General features: G+C 70.3%; 11 protein-coding genes. 2 read left to right on the top strand and 9 right to left on the bottom strand.

Features of this window, described 5'->3' with window-relative positions; genetic code table 11:
- Positions 1–9: 9 nt before the first annotated feature.
- Positions 10–1,740, bottom strand: coding sequence for a DUF4384 domain-containing protein (locus tag JN22_RS11245; protein WP_223677682.1), 1,731 nt, complete (start codon positions 1,738–1,740; stop codon positions 10–12).
- A 193-nt stretch (positions 1,741–1,933) separates the two neighbouring features.
- On the opposite strand from JN22_RS11245, the gene JN22_RS11240 reads away from it, so the two are divergent.
- Complete coding sequence (locus tag JN22_RS11240; RefSeq protein WP_223677681.1) at positions 1,934–3,565, top strand: alpha-amylase family glycosyl hydrolase; 1,632 nt, start codon at positions 1,934–1,936, stop codon at positions 3,563–3,565.
- A gap of 70 nt (positions 3,566–3,635) precedes the next feature.
- Here JN22_RS11240 and JN22_RS11235 read toward each other — a convergent pair whose 3' ends face one another.
- From JN22_RS11235 to JN22_RS11215, 5 genes are all read right to left on the bottom strand, one after another.
- Complete coding sequence (locus JN22_RS11235) at positions 3,636–5,684, bottom strand: flagellin (protein ID WP_085554012.1); 2,049 nt, start codon at positions 5,682–5,684, stop codon at positions 3,636–3,638.
- On the bottom strand, positions 5,681–7,090 hold the full coding sequence (gene flgK, locus JN22_RS11230; protein ID WP_085554011.1) for a flagellar hook-associated protein FlgK: 1,410 nt from the start codon (positions 7,088–7,090) through the stop codon (positions 5,681–5,683). The genes JN22_RS11235 and flgK overlap by 4 nt, the downstream gene beginning before the upstream one ends.
- A 79-nt stretch (positions 7,091–7,169) precedes the next feature.
- Entirely contained in the window at positions 7,170–9,539 is a 2,370-nt protein-coding gene (locus tag JN22_RS11225) for a flagellar hook-basal body complex protein (RefSeq protein WP_085554010.1), read from the bottom strand.
- A gap of 240 nt (positions 9,540–9,779) precedes the next feature.
- Entirely contained in the window at positions 9,780–11,951 is a 2,172-nt protein-coding gene (locus JN22_RS11220; RefSeq protein WP_085554009.1) for a tetratricopeptide repeat protein, read from the bottom strand.
- Positions 11,948–13,447, bottom strand: coding sequence for a tetratricopeptide repeat protein (locus JN22_RS11215; protein WP_085554008.1), 1,500 nt, complete (start codon positions 13,445–13,447; stop codon positions 11,948–11,950). Before JN22_RS11215 ends, JN22_RS11220 begins: the two co-directional genes overlap by 4 nt.
- 67 nt (positions 13,448–13,514) lie before the next feature.
- Between JN22_RS11215 and JN22_RS11210 the strand changes: the two genes are divergently transcribed.
- Complete coding sequence (locus JN22_RS11210; protein ID WP_085554007.1) at positions 13,515–13,847, top strand: DUF1491 family protein; 333 nt, start codon at positions 13,515–13,517, stop codon at positions 13,845–13,847.
- A gap of 22 nt (positions 13,848–13,869) precedes the next feature.
- On the opposite strand, the gene JN22_RS11205 is transcribed toward JN22_RS11210, so the two are convergent.
- The 3 genes from JN22_RS11205 to JN22_RS11195 all read right to left on the bottom strand — a co-directional run bounded on the left by JN22_RS11205 (position 13,870) and on the right by JN22_RS11195 (position 18,798).
- A complete protein-coding gene (locus JN22_RS11205) occupies positions 13,870–16,341 on the bottom strand; it encodes an ATP-binding protein (protein WP_085554006.1) in 2,472 nt (823 codons plus the stop codon).
- Between the two features lie 6 nt (positions 16,342–16,347).
- Positions 16,348–17,874 (bottom strand): bifunctional metallophosphatase/5'-nucleotidase, encoded by a 1,527-nt coding sequence (locus tag JN22_RS11200; protein WP_085554005.1) that lies wholly within the window; start codon positions 17,872–17,874, stop codon positions 16,348–16,350.
- A 93-nt stretch (positions 17,875–17,967) separates the two neighbouring features.
- A complete protein-coding gene (locus JN22_RS11195; RefSeq protein WP_085554004.1) occupies positions 17,968–18,798 on the bottom strand; it encodes a metallophosphoesterase family protein in 831 nt (276 codons plus the stop codon).
- Positions 18,799–18,808 lie beyond the last annotated feature (10 nt).

The following is an 18,808-nucleotide window of genomic DNA, read 5'->3' as shown; positions in this document are numbered from 1 at the left end:
AACGGCCGGTCACGGCGCCGTGGCGATGAAGCGCAGCACCGCGAGCGGCGCCGCGTCGGGACCGGCGGCGGCCAACGCCCGCTTCAGATCAGCCAGATAGACCACCGCCGGCTCCACCTCCGGACGGGGCGCCGCGAACAGCGGCGATGGGGTGGCGAGCGCCACCACCAGCTCCTGCCCGAACGGAGCGCCGATGCTCCAGAAACGGCCTCCGGCTCCGCGCTCGCCCAACCGGCGCTCCGCTCCGGCGTCGAGCTGGCCGTCGGGCTCCAGAGGGTTGGGCAGCAGATGCACGACGTTGCCATCGGAGGTGAAATAATCGACCTGCAACCGCGACGCGGCGGCCGGTCCGCCGATGTCGAGAATCAGCGGGTCGCCACCATGCAGCGTGCCGCCGCCGGCAATGCCCATGCTCAGCGGCGCCTCCAAAGCGGCGTTGGCGGCGACCGCCGGGGCCAGCAGCGTCAGGGGACCGCACAGGCCGGGGCGGGCGACGGCGACGTCGAGACCGTGATCCCAGCCGGAGGCGGCGCGGCCCAGCGCCTCGCTGATCGCCGGAAGAGCCGCTTCGCCCGCGACGGTGCCGGATATCAGCAGACGGCCCTGAACCTCCTCGACCGCCAGCAGGGCGCAGGGCAGGGGCTCCAGCGCCGCCCGGACCGCGGCCACCGGCGGGCGGGCCGGTTCGCGTGGCGCGGGTGGCGGAGAGTCGGGTGGCGGAGGAGAGTCGGATGGTTCGGGAGGAGGCGCGGACGGCTCTTCGGGTGGCTCCTCGGGAAGGGATGAAGAGGCAGGCGGCGGCGCGGCCGGCTCCGGCGCGGTCCCGGGCTCCGGCGGAGAGGGAGGCGGATCGGCGGGGGGCGTCTCGGCAGGCGTCGTCTCGGCCGTCGTTGTCTCGGCCGTTGTTGTTTTGGCCAATGGAGAGGGAGCCTCGGCCGGCGGAGGCGCGGTGGCGGCGTCAGGCAGCGGTAGCAAAAACCGCTGCTGCCACGCGAAGGCGCCCGCCACGCCGAGCCCGACCAGCAAGACAGCCGCGAGCTTGAGGCCGTGGCGCGGACGCGGTGCGTCGGGCGGCGAAGCCAGCGCGCGCACCGCCTCGCGGAAGGATGCGGCGTCGGTGAAACCCGAACCGTCCCCGTGGATGCGGGCGAGCAGCGCCGCCACGCCGGGCCGGCTGTCCTGTCCGGCCAGCAGGGTTTCCGCCAGGAGGCCGGCGTCCCGCAGATCATCGCTCTCGGTGGCGTCCGGTCTGTGCAACGCCGCGAGGCCGAAACCGGCGACCACCAGCCCCCCGCCGGTACCCAGCCGGATCACGGTGGCGTCGAGCGCGCCATGCACGACGCCGCCATGGTGCGCCCGTGCCAGGGCATCGAGCAGCGCGCCCAGGGTGGCGAGCGCCTCGCTCCAGGGCAGAGGGCTGGAACCGGACAGCCGCTCGTCGAGACGCCGTCCCTCCTCCGGAGGCAACGCGACATAGGCCATGCCGTCGATCTCTCCGGACGCCTGGATGGCGGCGATGTGCGGATGGATCAGACGGGTCGCCGCCCGCGCATCGCGACGGAAACGCTCCAGCGCGGCGTCGCGGCCGGCGAAGCGCGACAACGGCACGCATCTCAGCGTCACGGTCCGCCCGTTGTCCGGATCGACCGCCCGATAAAGCGTGTCCCCGTCCTCCCGCCGAATCGCGTCGAGCCATTCGTACTTTCCGAGCCTGCGCCCCACCATCCCCTCGACCGCCATCCCTGACCTTCGCACCAGCCATCGCGCCTTGCGTCCCGGCCCGGTATAGCGGCTGGATGCCGCGCGGGCCACGGCTTCCAGTGTGACGAGTCGGGAACATCGCCGGCGGCTGTGACGAATGCGTCTTGGTAACGGATCCTTAGCCCTAAGGCCGGAGGCTGTACCGCACCCCACGGGTGCGGAGTGTTCGGTCTTGATCCAGTCTTCCTCTTGGCGGCCAGCGTCCTGGCTGCGCGGTGCCGCCCTCTACCAGATCTACCCCTTGAGCTTTCGCGACCGCAACGGCGATGGCTGGGGTGACCTCGACGGCGTTCTGGACGGGCTTGAGCATGTCGCGTCGCTCGGCGTCGACGGTGTGTGGATCAGCCCCTTCTACCCGTCGCCCTGGAAGGATTTCGGCTATGACGTCGCCGATCACCGCGCGGTCGACCCGCGCATGGGCACGCTCGCCGGCTTCGACCGGGTGGTGGAACGGGCGCACGGGCTCGGCCTGAAGGTGCTGGTCGATCTGGTCTGCGGCCACACCTCCGACGCGCATCCCTGGTTCGTCGACAGCCGGCGCTCGCGCACCGGCGAGCGCGCCGACTGGTATGTCTGGGCCGACCCCAAGCCGGACGGCACCCCGCCCAACAACTGGCTGTCGGTCTTCGGTGGCGCCGCCTGGAGCTGGGAGCCGCGGCGGCGGCAATATTACCTGCATCATTTCCTGTCGAGCCAGCCCGCCCTCAACCTTCACTGCGAGGCGGCGATGCAGGCGGTGTGCGACACCGCCGCCTTCTGGCTGGAACGCGGCGTCGACGGCTTCCGCATCGACGCGGTGGATTTCTTCGCCCACGATCCGGAGCTGCGCTCCAACCCGCCGGCCTTGTGGGGGGAGGCCGAGCCGCCCCTGAAGCCCTTCGCCCTGCAACGCCATGTCCACGACATGATGCACCCGTCGGTGACGGAGATGCTCGCCAAGCTGCGCGCCGTGGCGGACCGCTACCCCGGCCGCGTGCTGCTGGGCGAACTGTCGAGCCAGCCCGGCGCCGGTCAGCGCATGGCGGCCTACTGCACCGGGCGCGGGCTCGACGCCGCCTACACCCTGTCGCTCGCCAAGCAGCCCTTCACCGCCAAGGGCTTCGCCCAGGCGTTGACCGGCACCCCGCGCCCCGAGGCGATCTGCTGGAGCCTGTCCAACCATGACGTCGAGCGGGCCGCCAGCCGCTGGCTGCCGCCGGGCGCCGACGCGGGCGACTTCAACGCGCTGCTTGCCATGCTGACGGCAGCGCTGCCCGGCACCGTCTGCCTCTACCAGGGCGAGGAACTGTCGCTGCCCAACGCGGTGCTGAAGCAGCACGAGCTGCGCGATCCCTTCGGCATCACCTATTGGCCCGATTTCGCCGGGCGCGACGGCAGCCGCACCCCGATTCCCTGGAAGGCCGCCGAACCCAACGCCGGCTTTGGCGTCGGAGAACCCTGGCTGCCGCTGGCGGCGTCGCACATCCCGCTGGCGATCGACCGGCAGGAGCGGGAGGCCGGCAGCCCGCTGTCGGTGTGGCGCGCGGCGCTGCGCCTGCGCCGGACCCAGCCGGCCCTGTCGTCGGGTTCGGTCGGCGCGGTCGAGGAGCGCGGCGGGGTGCTCGCCTTCGAACGGGCGGTCGATGGTCAGCGGCTGCTGGCGGTGTTCAATCTGACCGGCCAGCCGGCCGAGCATCCGATGAAGGGCAAGGGAGAACTGACCCCGCTGGCCCTGCCCCGCGCGCCGGGCGCCGCCGAGCCGGAGCGGTCCGCCGACGGGCGGACGCTGGTCCTGCCGCCCCTCTCCGCCTTCCTGGCGGCGTAGGGTTCCGCAACCTGACAGGCGGCGGCGACGCGCGGGAGCGATGCCTCGCCGCCCCCGTGCGTCCGCCGGCTTACGCCAGATAATTCAGAAGCGAGAGCTTCTTGGTCTGCCCGGCCACGGTGTAGGCCGCCTGGAGGGTGTTCATCGAGGTGGCGAGGCGCGCCGCGACCTCGGTCGGATCGACACCCTCGATGCCGGCGATCCGGTCGGTCAGGGTGGCGTTCGCCGCGGTGTGCGAGGTCTTGGTGCTCTCCATGGTCGAGAGGTCCGACGCCACCTTGGCGTGGATCGACCGCAGCTCGTCCGTCGCCTGGGCCATCAGTTCGCGCGACTTGCCGATGTACTCGGTGTATTTGCCGGGGTTGGTCGCCGCAACACGCGCCATGCGGAAGGCTTCCACCAGGGTCTGGAAGCCCTTCTCGTCGGCGCTCACCCCATAGGTGACGTTCAGCCCGTCGTCGATGCTGACCTGCGACTTCCGGTAGGCGTCCGGATTCTGCTTCTTGGTGAGATATTCGGCGTCGTAGAAGGGAAGGTCGGGCGGGTTGGTGTAGGGAATGTCGGTGAGCGGCGTGGCTTCCGGCGGCAGGGTCGCCACCGAAATCGTGTTCTCGATCGACCCGTTCGTCACCTTGGCGGCGGTCGAGAATTGCTGGATCCGGTCGGGATGGTTGGGATCGACCATCGTGTTGCTGGTCAGCGAGATGCCGGCGCCGCTGCCCAGCGCGTCGATGGTGACGGGCGGCTGCGGCTTCAGGTTGGCGAACTGGGCGCGCAGCTTGTCGGACACCGCGGCGACGTCGGTGGTGCCGGCGTCGTAATCGGTATCGCTGACCGTGTAGCTGACCGTGTAGGTCTGGTAGGGCGGCAGATCCTTCGGTTCGTTCGGATGGTTGGTGTAATAGCGCTGGTTGTAGGGATCGTCCGGATCGCCCACCGTCACCGTGAATTCGAAGGTGTCGCCGATGTCGACGTTGGCGCCGTTGAAGCTGAAGCGGTCGACCTGCGGCAGCGTCGCCGTCGCCGTCTGCTGCGTGTTCGGCAGGGTGGCGGAGTTCTGCACGGTCGCGGCGTTCTGGACGCGCGACGACACGGAGAAGCTCTGCCCCGGATCGTTGCCGACCAGCGTGATGATGCCGTTGCCCGTCGACACGGTCATCGGCAGCTTCGGGCTGGCCGCGTTCATCTGGGTGCTGAGCGTCTGCGCCAGGAAGGTCAGCGTCTTCGGGTCGCCGGGCTGGATCTGGTAGCCGAAGCTCTGGCCGTTGACCGTCACCTCGTAATAGTCGTCGGTGTTCACCAGGGCGCCGTTCAGCGTGATCTTGCTGGTCTGCTTGGTCGCCATCAGGTCGGTGACCGGCTCGGTGGCGTAACGCGAACCGGAGAACAGGAAGCGGTCGCCGAAGCGCTGGTTCAGCATCGCCTGGATGTCGCGCATGGCGCCCTCGGCGCGCTCCTTCATCTGGTCGGCCTGCGGCCAGGAAACCGTGAAGTTGCTGCTCGACGCCGCCTTCAGGCTGTCGAAGGTCAGGTTCAGGACGGCGCCGTCGCCGGGACCGCCGGACATCGTGAAGCTGTAGCCCTTGCCGTCGTTGGGCGGCGTCGTGCCGAGATTGATCGCGCGCGTGGTCTTGCCGCCCAGCCCGTCGGTCACCGTCACGTCGAAGGTGCCGTTGCCGCCCGTCTGCGAGGGGATGGCGGTGACGGTGTAGCGGGCGCCGACCGTCAGCGAGGATTTGTCGACGTTCAGCGTCGTCTTCATCGCGTCGGGGTTGGCGTTGAAGGCGGAGGTGACGCTCGGCGGGCCGGGCTCGAACGGCATCAGGTTGCTGGCCTGCCAGTCCGTCGCGATCTTCTCCAGCGAGGTCAGCACCTTGTCCGTCGCGGCGACGCGCGGGCTGGCGGTGTTGATGTTCTGGAGATAGTTGTCGCGCCGCGCCATCTCGGCCCGCAGGTCCAGAAGCTTCTGGGTGTCCGCGCCGTAGGCGTTGAGGTCGATGGACTTCTTGCCCGTCGTCATCTGGGTCGACAGCGTGTCGACGTTGTTCTGGCCGTTCGACAGGTTGCGGACCAGGCTCAGATACGATGCGTAGCTGCTGACTCCCGTTATCGAGCTCATCGGATCACCGCCTCCAGCGCGTCAAACATTGCATTGGCCACTTGCATGACCCGTGCCGAAGCCTGGTAGGAGGTCTGAAGCTGTTGAAGCTGCGCGATTTCCTCGTCGATGTTGACGCCGGTGCGGGAGTGGTAGCGTTCGGTCAGCAGCTGCGCCGATTCCTTGTCGGAGGTCTGCTTGTCGTTGACCGACTTGGCCGTCGCCATCCAGGTTCCGGTGATGCCGCTGACCATCTGGCTGTAGGTCGCGTCGGTCATCTTGAGGCCGTCGGCGGTCAGGGTACGGCCCGGCGCCTTCAGCGCCGCAACCACGTCGTTGATCGCCGAGCCCTTCACTTTCGCGGTGTTTTCCAACAGCTTGGCATTCACGGCGATGGTGAAGCGGTCGTTGCCGGTGAAGAACTGCTCGCCCTGCTCGCCATCCTTGGAGATGGCGGAATCATAGGCGTCCCGGAAGCTGGTCGGCTCGCCGGGCTTGGTGGCGCCCGTGAAGGCCTGGGCGAACTGGTCGAGCTGCGAGCGCAGCTTGCGGATCACCTCGGCCGTCGGGTCGCCGCTGGCCGCCGTCGGCGGGTCGGTCAGCGAGCCGTCCTGGCGCATCTTCAGCAGGGCGCCGAGCTTGCCGTCGCTCAGATGGCCGTTGATCGAGGTGATTTGATTGCCGACCTGTAGGTTGATATTGCCGCCATCGAAGGAAAGTTTTGCCGGTTCGGCATCGACCAGCCCGAGACCCGACGGCGTGAAGATGGCGATGCGGCCGTCCGGGCGCTCGACGGTCCGGATGTTCATGTAGCCGCTCAGCTCGCGGATCAGGCCGTCGCGCTTGTCGGCGACCTCGTTGGCGGCCGCACCCTGGCTCTTCAACGACACGATGTCGTTGTTGATCTGGTTGATGTCCTTCAGAAGACCGTTCACCTTGGTCAGTGAATCGTCCATGTCGGTCTTCATGCTGCGGTCCATCTGCTCCACGCCCTCCGACACGCGGCGGATCTCGCGCGCGAAGTTGTCGGCGGCCTGGACCAGCTGATACTGCGCCGTCTCGTCCTCGGGCGTGGTCGCCAGCGTGCTCCAGGCCGACTGGAACTTGGCGGCGTAGTCGTTGATCAGCGGCGTGCCGTTGGTGGTGCGCAGCAGGTCGCCCAGCTGCTGCATGTAGGTCGCCTGCACCGCCGAGCCGCCGGAGCGCGAGTTCAGTTCCTCGACCTGCGCCTTCAGCGCCTGGTCGACCTCGCGCCGGTACTGGGTGTTGATGATCTGGCCGCTGCCGTCGACCGTCTGCTGGACGGTGTGGCGCGTGCGGGTGGGGTCGTCGGCACGGGCGATGTTGTCCGAAACCAACTTCACGTTGGCCTGGACGGTGCGCAGCCCGGCGGTCGCACTGTTCAAGGCGCTGAAGAGGGAGGACATGGCCGTGGACCTTTCGCGGAACGGGAGGGGCGGGGCGGCGCCGTGGCCGCCCCGTCAGCTCAAAGCCGAGGGTGGCGCGTCAGCGCTTCAGCCCGAGGACTTCCTGGAGCATCTCGTCGGAGGTCGTGACGATCTTGGTGTTGGCGGAGTAGGTCCGCTGGGTGACGATGAGCTTGGTGAACTCGTCGGCGATGTCGACGTTCGAGCCCTCGACGCTGTTGGCGATCACGGCGCCGGCGCCGTTGGTCTCCGGATCGTTGAAGTTGGGCTTGCCCGCCTCCTCGCTCTCCAGGAAGACGCCGCCGGATTCGCGTTGCAGCGCGTTGGGGTTGTTGAAGGTGATGATCGGCACCTTGGCGATCACCTTCGAGCGGCCGTTGTCGTAGTTGACCAGCACGTTGCCGTCGTCGCCGAAGACCACGTCCTTGAACTGGCCTCTCGGCGCGCCGTTCTGGATGAGCTGGGTGACGTTCATCTGCTCGCCGGCGTACTGGGTAAGGCCGCCGGGCTTCTGGTACTTGCCCATGTTCAGCGTGATCTGCTGCGGGCCGAAGCCGTAATCCACCGTGAAGGTGATGTTGGCGTCGGCGCCGGCCGCCTGGGTCGCGGCGCTCACCGCCGTGCCGGTGCCGACCAGGGCCGTCGATATGTTGGTCAGCGTGCCCACCGTCTCCGGCGTCTTGCCGAAGGTCAGGCCGATGTGCGCCGGCGTCTGGCCGGCGACGCAGGTCTGCTCCAGGGTGAACTGGTTGGCCGTCGTTCCGTCCGCCGTCTTGGCGGTGATGGTGATGACGCCGCCCTGCGCGGTGGCGGTGACCGGAAGCGAGGTGTTGGAGTTGATCTTGTTGGCCAGCGCGGCGGTGATGTCCTCCATGGTCATCTCCTCGCCGGTGGTGCTGTAGGTCACCGGCGTGCCGTTGACGCTCAGCGAGTAGAGCGTGCCGACGTCGCCCGGCGTGCCCGTCAGGGTCACCGTGCGGCTCTGCCGGACGCCCGCCACGTTGGCGGTGGAGAAGACGCCGGTCAGCGTGTTCGCCGCCGAGCTGGAGTTCGTCACACCGCTGGAGGTGCCGACGGTTCCGCCGGCGACGTTCGCCTGGATGCTCAGCACGCCGCCGGTCGCGGTGGCGGTCACGTTGCCGAGCGAGGAGGAGGCGGCGTTGATGCGGTTGGCCAGTTCCTGCACCACGCCGGTCGCGTTGGCGTAGGTCGAGTAGGTCTGGGCGGTCACCGTCACCGCCACGACCGTGCCGTTGACGTTGATCCGGTAGACGTCGCCGACGTCGATCTGCGACTGCGGGAAGGTGAAGCGGTCGATCTGGCCGGCGACCGAGGTCGGGTTGGTGGTGGTCGGGCCGGTGATCGTGTTGGAGGTCGGGGCCGAGCCCTGGACGCTCTGGGAGATCTTGAACGGCGTGCCGGCGTTGCGGGCGGTGACGTGGATGACGTTGTTCGTCACCGTCGCCAGCACCGGCGCCGCCGGCGAGGCCGAGTTGATCTGGTTCGCCAGCGCGCCGGCGAGGCCCGAATAGGTGCGGACCGACGCGATGTTGTCGGCGGTGATCTTCAGGCTGTAGTTCGTGCCGTCCACCGAGACGGTGTAGACGTCGCCGATGCGCAGGTTGTCCTGGCCGTTCGTGTTCTGGCCGGTGATCACCACCGCGTTGACCTGGGCGATCGCCGTCACGCCGGCGGTGTTCTGGCCGAAGGTCGCGGTGGCCGGATAGCCGGCGAAGCTGCCATCGACCGGCTTGGTGTTGGAGCCCGGCGCGTCCAGCGTCAGCCGCCAGTCGCCGCCGGCCTGCTGGCGCCACTGGAAGTTGACGGTGCGCGGGTTGCCCTGGGTGTCGAAGATCTGGATGCTGGAATCGGGAATCTTCTGGCCCTTGGCCGGGGTCGCCGGCAGGTTGGCCGACAGATCGATGCCGTTGGTCGCCACCGGCTTGTCGATCAGCGAGTTCACCTGGATCGCCTGCACCTGATCCTTCTGCAACTGGCCGGTCACCGGATCGGCGACCCAGCCGTTCAGCGCGTAGCCGGCGCTGTTGACCAGATAGCGGTTCTTGTCCAGCTCGAAGTCGCCGGCGCGGGTGTAGTAGGCCGACGACGAGCTGACCGTCCCGGTCTGCGTCTGCACCAGCGTGTTGGAGCCCTGGGTGTTCAGTTTGGAGACGCTGAAGAAGCCCTGCCCCTGGATGGCGATGTTGGTCGGGCTCTGCACCTGGGTCAGGTTGCCCTGGATGTTGTTCATGAAGACCGGCTGCGCCGACACGCCGCCCGGCGCGTGGATCCGCGCGTTCGATTGGAGAACCAGTGTCTCGAAGGCCGAATCGACCCGCTTGTAGCCGATGGTCGAGGAGTTGGCGATGTTGTCCGAGATGTGGCCAAGAGCCTTCGACTGGGCATTCAGGCCGAGAACGGCGGTTGTCATCGAACCGAAGATGCTCATGGCCGGTGGTCTCCGAAAGAAAGGGCGAGCGTGTTGACGCCCTATCAAGCAAGGAGAGTGCCAACTTTCGGAAGAGCGGCAGGGCCTTGTTTTCCGAGGGTTTTTGACGGAACGGCAGGGACGGTGCCGGAAATTGCCGGGCGCTGGGAAAGTTTCGCCTAGTGACCGCCGCGTGAAATGGGGAAGAAAGCTCCCGTCCTTCCCCGGACGGCCCCCGCCGTCCCTTCGCCGTCGGACGGGTCAGCGCGCGGCGAAACGCTGCATCAGCGCGCGGCCGTAGGCCAGAAGCCGTTCGACGGCGGCGTGACGGGCATCGATGCCGGCGAACAGGCGGCGTGCCTCCTCGGACTCGCCCCGGCGGAAGGCGGGGTCGTGGGCCAGACGCCGCGCCCGCTCGGTGAAGGCGTCCCATTGGCTGGCGGCGCGCGACGGGCCGACCACCGCCGCCACGTCGCCCTGGTTCAGCGTGACCACCGGCAGGCCGTCGGCCAGGGCATAGGCGGCGCTCCCGCCGCCGCCCTGGCGGGGCGGGTTCAGATAGGCGTCGGCGACATGGTAGAGCGCGCGGATCTCCGGCACGAAGCCGAGGCTGCGCAGGCGCCCGGCGTTGCGTGCGGAGGCAAGCCGGCCGGGCAGGGTCGCCACCGGCCCGGCGAAGGCAACCAGCGCGTTCGGGCAAAGGTCGAGCAGGGCGTCGAGCCGCTCGATGAAGGCGGACGTCACCTCCTCGTCCAGCCGCCCTCCCACCACCGTGAAGACGAAGGCGTCGTCGGGCAGGCCGAAGGCGGCGCGGCGGGCGCCCGGAGCCTCCGGCGGGGCGGAGTAGCCGAAGCGGAAGGGGCGGAGACGCTCGGCGAAGGACGCGCGGTATTCCTCCGGCAGACCGGCGGTGGGATCACCGTCGTCGAAACTCAGCAGGATGTCGGCCATCGAGCAGGTCAGCCCGCTGGTCGTCGGGATGCAGATGGTCGGCCGCACTCCGGCGAACAGGTCGGCGGCGAGGACCGATCCGCCGAAGGAGACGACCAGATCGGGATCGAAGCCCTCGATGGTCTCGACAAGGCCGCGGATCTTCGCCTCCGAAAGGCTGCGCTCGACCGACGACCAGGTTCGGACGGTGGCGCCGTCCTCGCTCACCGCGACCGGGCCGGCAAGGCCGGGCGTCACCACCGCCTGGAAAGGCGGGACGAAGGCGGTCAGCACGGCGCTGGGCAGCAGGTTGCCGTTCACCAGCAGCACCGCGCAGCCGAAAGCGTCCTGAAGCCGGCGGGCGTAGTCGAAGGCGTCGCGCGACGGCTGGTGCATCGGCCGGGTGAACTGGTTGGTCACGATGGCGATGCGGCGAGGCTCCCCCGCCCGGACCGTGAAGGGCTTGGGCGCCACCGCGAAACGGCGCTTCACCTCCCGCAGGATCCAGCGGTAGAAGCGCGGCAGGTCGCCCGCCGTGAAGGCCGCGAGCCGGGTTCCGAGCGGACGGCCGAGAAAGATCTGCCGGCTGATCGACCAATAGACGGCCTGGGCGACGTCCAGCGGCCAGTCGGCGCCGTTGCCGATCACGGTGTGGATCAGCCGTTCATAGTGATAGAGGTCGCCGCTGAGCCGGAACTGCACCGAGGCGTCGAGGATCGGGTCGCCGCACAGCGGGTCCTCCTCGAGCGCGTCGAGCAGGCGCCGGGGCAGGGCGGACTGGCCGTTCAGCAGCGTGTCGCAGAGCTGCCCGATCACCGCCAGCCGCTCCGGCCCGCCCGGATTGCGGCACTGCGCCCGCACATCCGCGAGCAGCAGGTCCTGCCAGTCCGTCGGGGGCGCCGCCAGGGACGCAGTGGGGGAAACCTCCGGGCTTTCCGCCGCCACGCTGGCGGACAGCGCGTCGTGGCGCTGCCGGGCGTCGGTGTGGCCGGGTTCGTGGCGCAGGCACGCGGCGAACGCCTCCATCGCCTCCGACGCCCGCCCCAGAGCCTCGAGAGCCAGCCCGAGCCCATGCCAGGACGGCGCCGACGCCGCGTCGCGGGCCAGCGCGCGCCGGAAGCTGTCGGCCGCCGCCTGGGCGTTTCCGCGCGCCAGCTCGACCACCCCGAGATTGCGGTGGGCGTCGATGAATCCGGGGTCGAGGTCGATGGCACGGGCATGGCTCGCCGCCGCCTGGTCGAGGGCGCCGGTGACGCGCAGGGCTTCGCCGAGGTTGCTGTGATAGGCCGGGTTGCGGTCGTCGATGGCGATGGCGCGGCCGATGACGTTGATCGCCGTCAGCGGGTCGCCGGTCTGGTAGGCGATGACGCCGATGAGATGGATCGCGTCGGCGTTGGCGCGGTCCTGGGCCAGCACCTGCCGATAGAGCGCCAGCGCGCCCGGCAGGTCGCCCGCCTGATGCGCCGTCAGTCCCCGGTTCAGAAGGGAGGCGCCGTCGGTCATGGCGTGCCGCCCGCCGGCCCGTGGGTCCGCTGGGCCTTGGGGCGGGCCTTGAGACGGGCCTGGGCGGCCGCGGCCTGCGCCTTCAGCACGGCGGCGACCGTTCCCAGCACCGTCGCCCAGTCGCCGGGGCGCGGCTGGCGGAACAGCCGCAGCGACGGGTACCAGGGGCTGTCGCTGCGGTCGAGCAGCCAGCGCCAGTCGGGAACGAAGGGCAGCAGCAGCCAGACCGGCAACCCCATGGCCCCGGCCAGATGCGCGGCCGAGGTGTCCACCGCGATCAGCAGATCGAGGTTGGCGAGCAAGGCGGCGGTGTCGGCGAAGTCCCGCACGCCGTCGATCGGATCCTCGACACCGTCCCCCGGCAGACGGGCCAGGGCGGCGCGCGCGTCGCCGGTCTGCAAGCTGAGGAAACGCACCCCAGGCACCGCCAGCAGCGGGCGCAGGGCCTCGACGGGCAGGGAGCGGTTGCGGTCGTTGCGGTGGCGGGGGTTGCCGGCCCAGACCAAGCCGACCCGAAACTCCCCCTCCCGCCCGCTGTCCAGCCGGCCTTGCCAGCGGACGACGTCGGCGGGCTCCGGCGCGAGGTAGGGCACGCTGGCGGGGATGCGCTCCAGATCGGTGCCGAAGGCGCGCGGCAGGCTCATCAGCGGGCAGTGACGGTCATGCGGCGGCGGCTCCGATCCGCGCGGCCACAGCTCCACCGACGGGCCGAGGCTGGCGAAGAGGCGGTGCAGCGCCTCGTGGGTTTCCACCACCACCCGCCCGCCGGCCCGCGCCACCAGCGGGGCGTAGCGCGCGAATTGGATGGCGTCGCCGAAGCCCTGCTCCATGTGCAGCAGGATGGTGGCGCCGTTCAGCGGCTCGCCCGCCCAGGGCGGGGTGGTGAAACGGCGCCAGCGATGCTCGAACCCCTCCCAGCCGGCCCGCAGGTCGCCCCGCACCAGCCGCCCGACCGCCCGCGCCAGATGCGCGGCGCCATGGGACGGCTGCCGGGCCAGCACGGCGTCGAAGCAGGTTTCCGCCTCGGCGAAGCGGCGCAGGTCGCGCAGGACGGTGCCGAGATTGAGCAGGGTTTCCGCATGGCCGGGGCGCACCGCCAAGGCCCGCGCCAGCCAGAGCCGTGCCGGCGCATAGCCCGCCCGATCGTGCAGGAGCGCTCCCAGCGCCTCCAGCGCGTCGGCCGAAGCGGGCTGGAGCGCCAGGGCGCGGCGAAGCGCCGCCTCGGCATCGTCCGGCCGTCCGGCGGCCCGAAGGGCCGCGCCCAGATGCGCCCATGGCTGCGCCGCCGCCGGCCGGACCCGCGCCGACCGGCCGATGAGGGTGACCGCCTGGACCGGACTTCCACGCTGGGCGTGCAGCACGCCCAGAAGATGCAGCGCGTCGGGCTGCGCCGGGTCGGTTCCCAGGATCCGCCGGTACAGCGGTTCGGCCGCATCGGCGCGTCCGGCCATGTGGTGGTTGACGGCGGCGTCCAGAGCGTCCAGGAGTGTGGCCATGCCCTCATCTCTACACCGGCCGCCGCCGGTTAGGCGAGAGCCCTTTGCCGCAGGTGGATGGACGAGCATGGACGACCGGTTGCCGACGCATCTCTGGGTCATGGCCCACATCCGCAGCGCCGACGCGCAGGGCGTGCCGATGATGGTCGTGCGCAAGGGCGACCCCAGCCGCGGCACGGTGATCCTGAAATTGAACCGGCTCGACCGGACCTTCACCGTGCTGGTCCAGGCGCGGGACGGGGAAAAGCTGTTCTGGTCGCGCGGAACCGGCCCCGACCCGGTGACGGAGACCGACGCCGATGCCTACATCGCCCGCCAGACCCGCTACGACCCCGACGTCTGGGTGATCGAGATCGAGGACCGCCAGGGCCGACACTGGTTCGAGGGCGCCATCCGCTGAACGGGCAGCCGCCGACGGTTCCTCACGCGGGCGCCGTCACGCGCGGGAAGCGCAGGGTGAAGGCGGCCCCCCCGCCCGCCGTGCTCGTCACCGCGATGGAGCCGTGCAGGCGCCCGGTGACGAGGTTGTAGACGATGTGCAGCCCGAGCCCGCTGCCCCCGCTGCCCCGGCGGGTGGTGAAGAAGGGGTCGAAGATCTTCGGCAGCACGTCGGCCGGGATGCCGTGCCCGTCGTCGGCGACCGACAGCTCCACCACCTCCCCGTCGAGCTTGCGGGCGGTGATGTCGATCCGGCCCGGCCGGTCGGGATCCAGCGCGTGGACCAGCGCGTTCATGATCAGGTTGGTCAGGATCTGCGACAGGGCGCCCGGATAGCCGTCGATCTCGATGTCCGCCGGGCACTCCAGGGCGATGGTCAGCGCGGTGCGCGTCTTGTAGGTCGGGTGCAGGCTGCGCAGCAGTTCCTCGATGTAATCCCTCAGCAGGAAGACCCGGCGCTCGTCGCTCGACTGGTCGACGGCGACCAGCTTGAAGCTCTGCACCAGGTTGGCGGCGCGCGTGCTGTTGGCCAGGATCAGGGCGGCCATCTCCGAACCGTCGCCGAGGAAGCGCTGGAAGTCCGACTTCTTCAGCGTGTTCGCGCTGTGCTGCCGCCCCAGATCCTCGATCAGCGTCTGGAGCTGCGAGGCTCCGGTGATGGTGATGCCGATGGGGGTGTTGACCTCGTGCGCCACCCCGGCGACGAGCTGGCCGAGCGAGGCCATCTTCTCGGCCTGGATCAGGCTCGCCTGGGTCGCCTTCAGGGCGTCGAGCGCGCGTTCGGCGTCGTCGCGCGACTGGCGCAGGGCGTGCTCGGCCTCGACCTCGCGCGTCACGTCCACCACGACCGCCTGGATCGCCGGGCCGTCCATCCAATCGACCCGGCGGCCGGTCAGCTCGACCCACAGCCCGCCGCCGTCGGGGCGCCGGGCGCGGATGCGCCGCCGGCCGGTCGGCTGGCCGGTGCTCAGCAGATGCTCGGAATTGTCGAGCAGCGCCTGCCGCTCCTCGGCCGGAACCAGCGCGAGCAGCGAGGGCAGGGCCATGACGTCGGCCACCGCCACCCCGAACATGGCGGCAAAGGAATCGTTGGCGTAGAGCGCGCGGAAATCGCGGTGGATGATGGTCCCCTGGATCGACCCCTCGACGAGATCGCGGAACCGCTTCTCGTTGTCGGCGAGGTCGCGCTGCCGCCGGTCGATCTCGTCGATGAAGTAGCGGATGGAGGCACCGATGTCGGTGATCTCGTCGTCGCCGTCGACCGGAACGGCAACCTCCGGGCCGCCGCCCGACAGCCGGGCCACCACCGCCCGGTTCAACCCGACCAGACGCGACGACAGGAAGCGGCGGAAGACGAAATAGACCATCACCACCAGCAGGACCGACGCACCGGCCAGCGCCATCACCGCCTGCGTCCGCTCGGCGATCAGCAAGGCCAGCGCGTCGGTGCGGTCGGAGGATTGCGTGCGGATGGAATCGAACAGCGCACGGGTCGAACGGTCGACCGTCTCGACCAGCACGCGGGACTGGGCGGTCAGGGACTGGGCGCGGTTGCGCGCCTGCAACCGCTCGACCGCGCTCTCGAACAGCCCGCCAGGCGCCACCAGCAGGGAGAACAGTTCCTCCTGCATGCTCGACATCGCCGCTCCGGCGATGCCTGGGGTGACGGCGGCGATCCGCCCCAGCTCGCTCAACGTGCGCTCGGCCGCCCGCTGCTCACCCTTCAGCCGGCTGAGATGGTCGAGCTGGATCGAGCCGGCCGCCCGCGCCATCAGGGCGCCGACACGGGCGGCCCAGGGGCCGGCCTCCGCCCCCGGCAAACCCTCCAGCGTGCCGGACAGGCGGCCGAGCCCGCGCGCCGCCTCGGCCTGCCGTTCGGCGCCGTCGATCTGGCGAGCCACCTCGGCGTTGAGGTCGGCGACCGTCGCGGCCAGAATCAGCAACGTCGAACGGATCTGCTCCAGCAGCCGGATGTTTTCCTCCCCGGCGGGCTCCTGCCCGGCCTTCCGCTCGCCTCCGGCCTCCCCGGCCAGCAGGGCGCGCATGCGGGCGACCAGAAGCTGCATCGAGTCCAGCTCGGCGACGAGGCCGTCGTAGATCGAGCGGCGTTGCGGCGTCGAGCCGGCGCCGGCCAGCAGGGGAAGCTGCGCCACCAGCTTTTGCAGCGAACCGTGCAGCTCGGCGCTGGTGATGACCTCCGGCAGCGTGTTGGTGGACAGCGCCGACACCTCCGTCCGGAACAACCGGAAGGACGACATCGACACGCCGCCGATCAGCAGGACCAGCATCGCCATCACCGACAACCCCAGCGTGATCCGCAGGGCGATGCCGATCCGCCGTCGGCGGCGCGGCGGCGGCCGGTCCGTCGGCGCGGCATGGCCGGACGGTGCGGAGCGGTCTGGCGCCGGCCCCGCCGATGTCTGGGCCGGCCCCCGGTCCTGGACGGTGAGGGTCATGGGCCGCTACCGCCTCACCGTCATCCGCCCGTCGAGGCGGGGGGCGAAGGTCCCGGTGCGGGCGATGTGGCCGATGAGCTGGGTGGAGACGAAGTCGCTGTCGCGGTCCTCGACCAGACGGGGCGCCGTGCCGAGCGCCGCGTAGCCGTCGCCGCCGTTGGCCAGGAAGCTGCTGGTCGCCAGCCGGTAGCGCGCCTTGCGGTCGAGCGGGCGGTCGCCGACGCTGAGCTCCTGCAACCGCTGGCCGGGCGGCTTGGTCAGGTCGATCACGGCGCGGGCGTTCGACAGATGGGGAAAGCGCCCCTGCACCTGCTCGACCGCCGACACCCCGCTTTCGACCGCGTCCCAAAGCTGCTGCCCGGTGAGGTCGAGGACGACGCCGACGTCGTGGTAGGGCAGCTCGGAATAGATGTCGCGCCGGGTCAGGCGGGCGCCGTTGGCGTATTGCCGGTCGCCGCGGATGCCGCCGCCGGTGATCAGTCCGACGTCCGCGTCCAGGGCCGTGCGCAGCGTATCGACCACGGCGTTGGCGAAGGCGTTCTCGCCGCTGCGCACCGCCTCGCGCCGGGTGTCCATGACGCCGTCGAGCGTCCCCACCTCCATGCTCAGCATCGCGTCGAGGCGGGCCGCGTAGGCCTTTGCGCGGGTTTCCGTGTCCGGGTCGGGCGCGACCGTGGCGCTGTCGAGAAGCCGTGCCTCCGCCGACCAGACGACACGCGAATCCGGCTGGCGGTCGATGGTGACGTCCAGCGCCAGCGCCCAGGCCGCCTGCGGGGCGACGGTGGCGGACAGGAAGCGCCCGTCATACTCGACCCCGAAGCTGCGGCCGCGATCCTGGTAGAGCAGGATGTCGGTCGGCCGGGCCGCCAGCACGGTGCGGTGGGTGTCGCCGGCGCTGCCGGTCATCGCCACCACCAGATCGACCCCCGCCGCGCGCATCGCCCTGGCCTTGTCGGTGAGGGCCGTCACCGGATCGCGGAATTCGGTGCGCGGTGCCCTTGCGGTCTCCCGCGTCAGCGTCGGCGTCGCCGCCAGCACGCCGACCCGATAGGGACCGGCCTTCAGGACCACGGACTCCTCAAGCCCGTCGAGCGGCCCGCCGGTCGAGCGGTCGACCGCGTTGCTGGTGATCAACGGAAAGCCCGCCTCGAAGGCGCGGGTCATCAGGCGGTCGTCGCCGTGATGGAACTCACGGTTGAGGGCGGCCATCGCGTCGATGCCCATGCCGTTCAGCAGATCGATGATGTGGGCGCCCTGGTCGTAGAAGGCGAGAACCGACGGCGACAGCGATTGCCCGCCATGCAGGACCAGCAGGGTGCCGCGCTCGGCCCTCTCCCTGCGGATCAGCGCCGCCAGCCGGGCCATCCCGCCGCGCCCCTGGCTGTCCTCGAGATCGGTTGTGCCCTGGACATAAAGGATGGTGAAACGGTGGGGCTCGGCACGCGCGCCACCCGCCGGCAGGACGAACAGGGCGGCGGCGGTCAGCGCAAGGGTCAGGCACGCAAGCCGAACGATTCCTTTGCCCGACCCCATCCCGACTTCCCTTCACGCGCTGCCGACCAGCGAAACATGCCGATTATGCGCGTTTGCGGGCCGCTGTTGAAGCAAAGCCGCGTTACGGGATTGTCATATGGACGATGCCCGGCGGGGAAGGCTGCGTTTCAGCCATTCGTAGACACCAAGAGCCTGCAAAAGCCCGATCAGGCGCATGCGCAGCGGCGCCGGAACCCCGGCGAAGCGGGGGGCCAGTCCGGCCCGCCGGGTCTTCGCCAGTGCCGCCCGGCGGTCGTAGGCGACGCGGTGGAAGGCGACGCGGCCACGGCCGGTGTCGAGAATGGCGAAGCTCGCCCGGCTGTCGGCGCCGCGCGGCTCGCCGACGGTGCCGGGGTTGAGCAGATAGAGGGCATCCGGCCGCAACGTGACCATGTTCCCCTCCAGCGGCCTGACGACGCCGTCGCGCCGCTCCCAGACGCCCGCCCGGTGCGTGTGGCCGAACGCGCAGACACGGGCGCCCGACGGATGGGCGGCCAGCGCGTCGAAGCTCAGCGCCCGCTTGCCGTCGCTGTCGAGCCGCACCAGTTCGCAGCCCTGCTCCGGATGCAGGGCGCCATGAACGAGGACGAGCGCGTCGTCCACGACGGCCTTCAGCGGCAGGCCGGTCAGGAAGGCCCGGCTGTCCGCGTCCAGCCGCCGCCGGGTCCAGGCGATGGCGCGGCTTGCCGGCCCGCTGAAGCCCTCGGTCTCGATGGCGCCGACCGCCGCCCGGTCATGGTTGCCGGCGATGCAGAGGACGCCGGCCCGCCGCAGCAGGGCGACGCAGGCGGCGACGTCGGTGTTGTAGCCGACGATGTCGCCCAGGCAGACGATGCGGTCCACCCCTTCCGCCGCGATGCGGTCGAGCACCGCGCCCAGCGCCTCGGCGTTGGCGTGGAGATCGGAGATCAGCGCGATCCTCATGGCCTTGCGA

This window comes from Azospirillum agricola (assembly GCF_020005195.1).
Taxonomy (GTDB): Bacteria; Pseudomonadota; Alphaproteobacteria; order Azospirillales; family Azospirillaceae; genus Azospirillum; species Azospirillum agricola.
The sequence above is the reverse complement of the archived record's forward strand: the minus strand, read 5'-3'. Positions and strand labels throughout refer to the sequence as shown.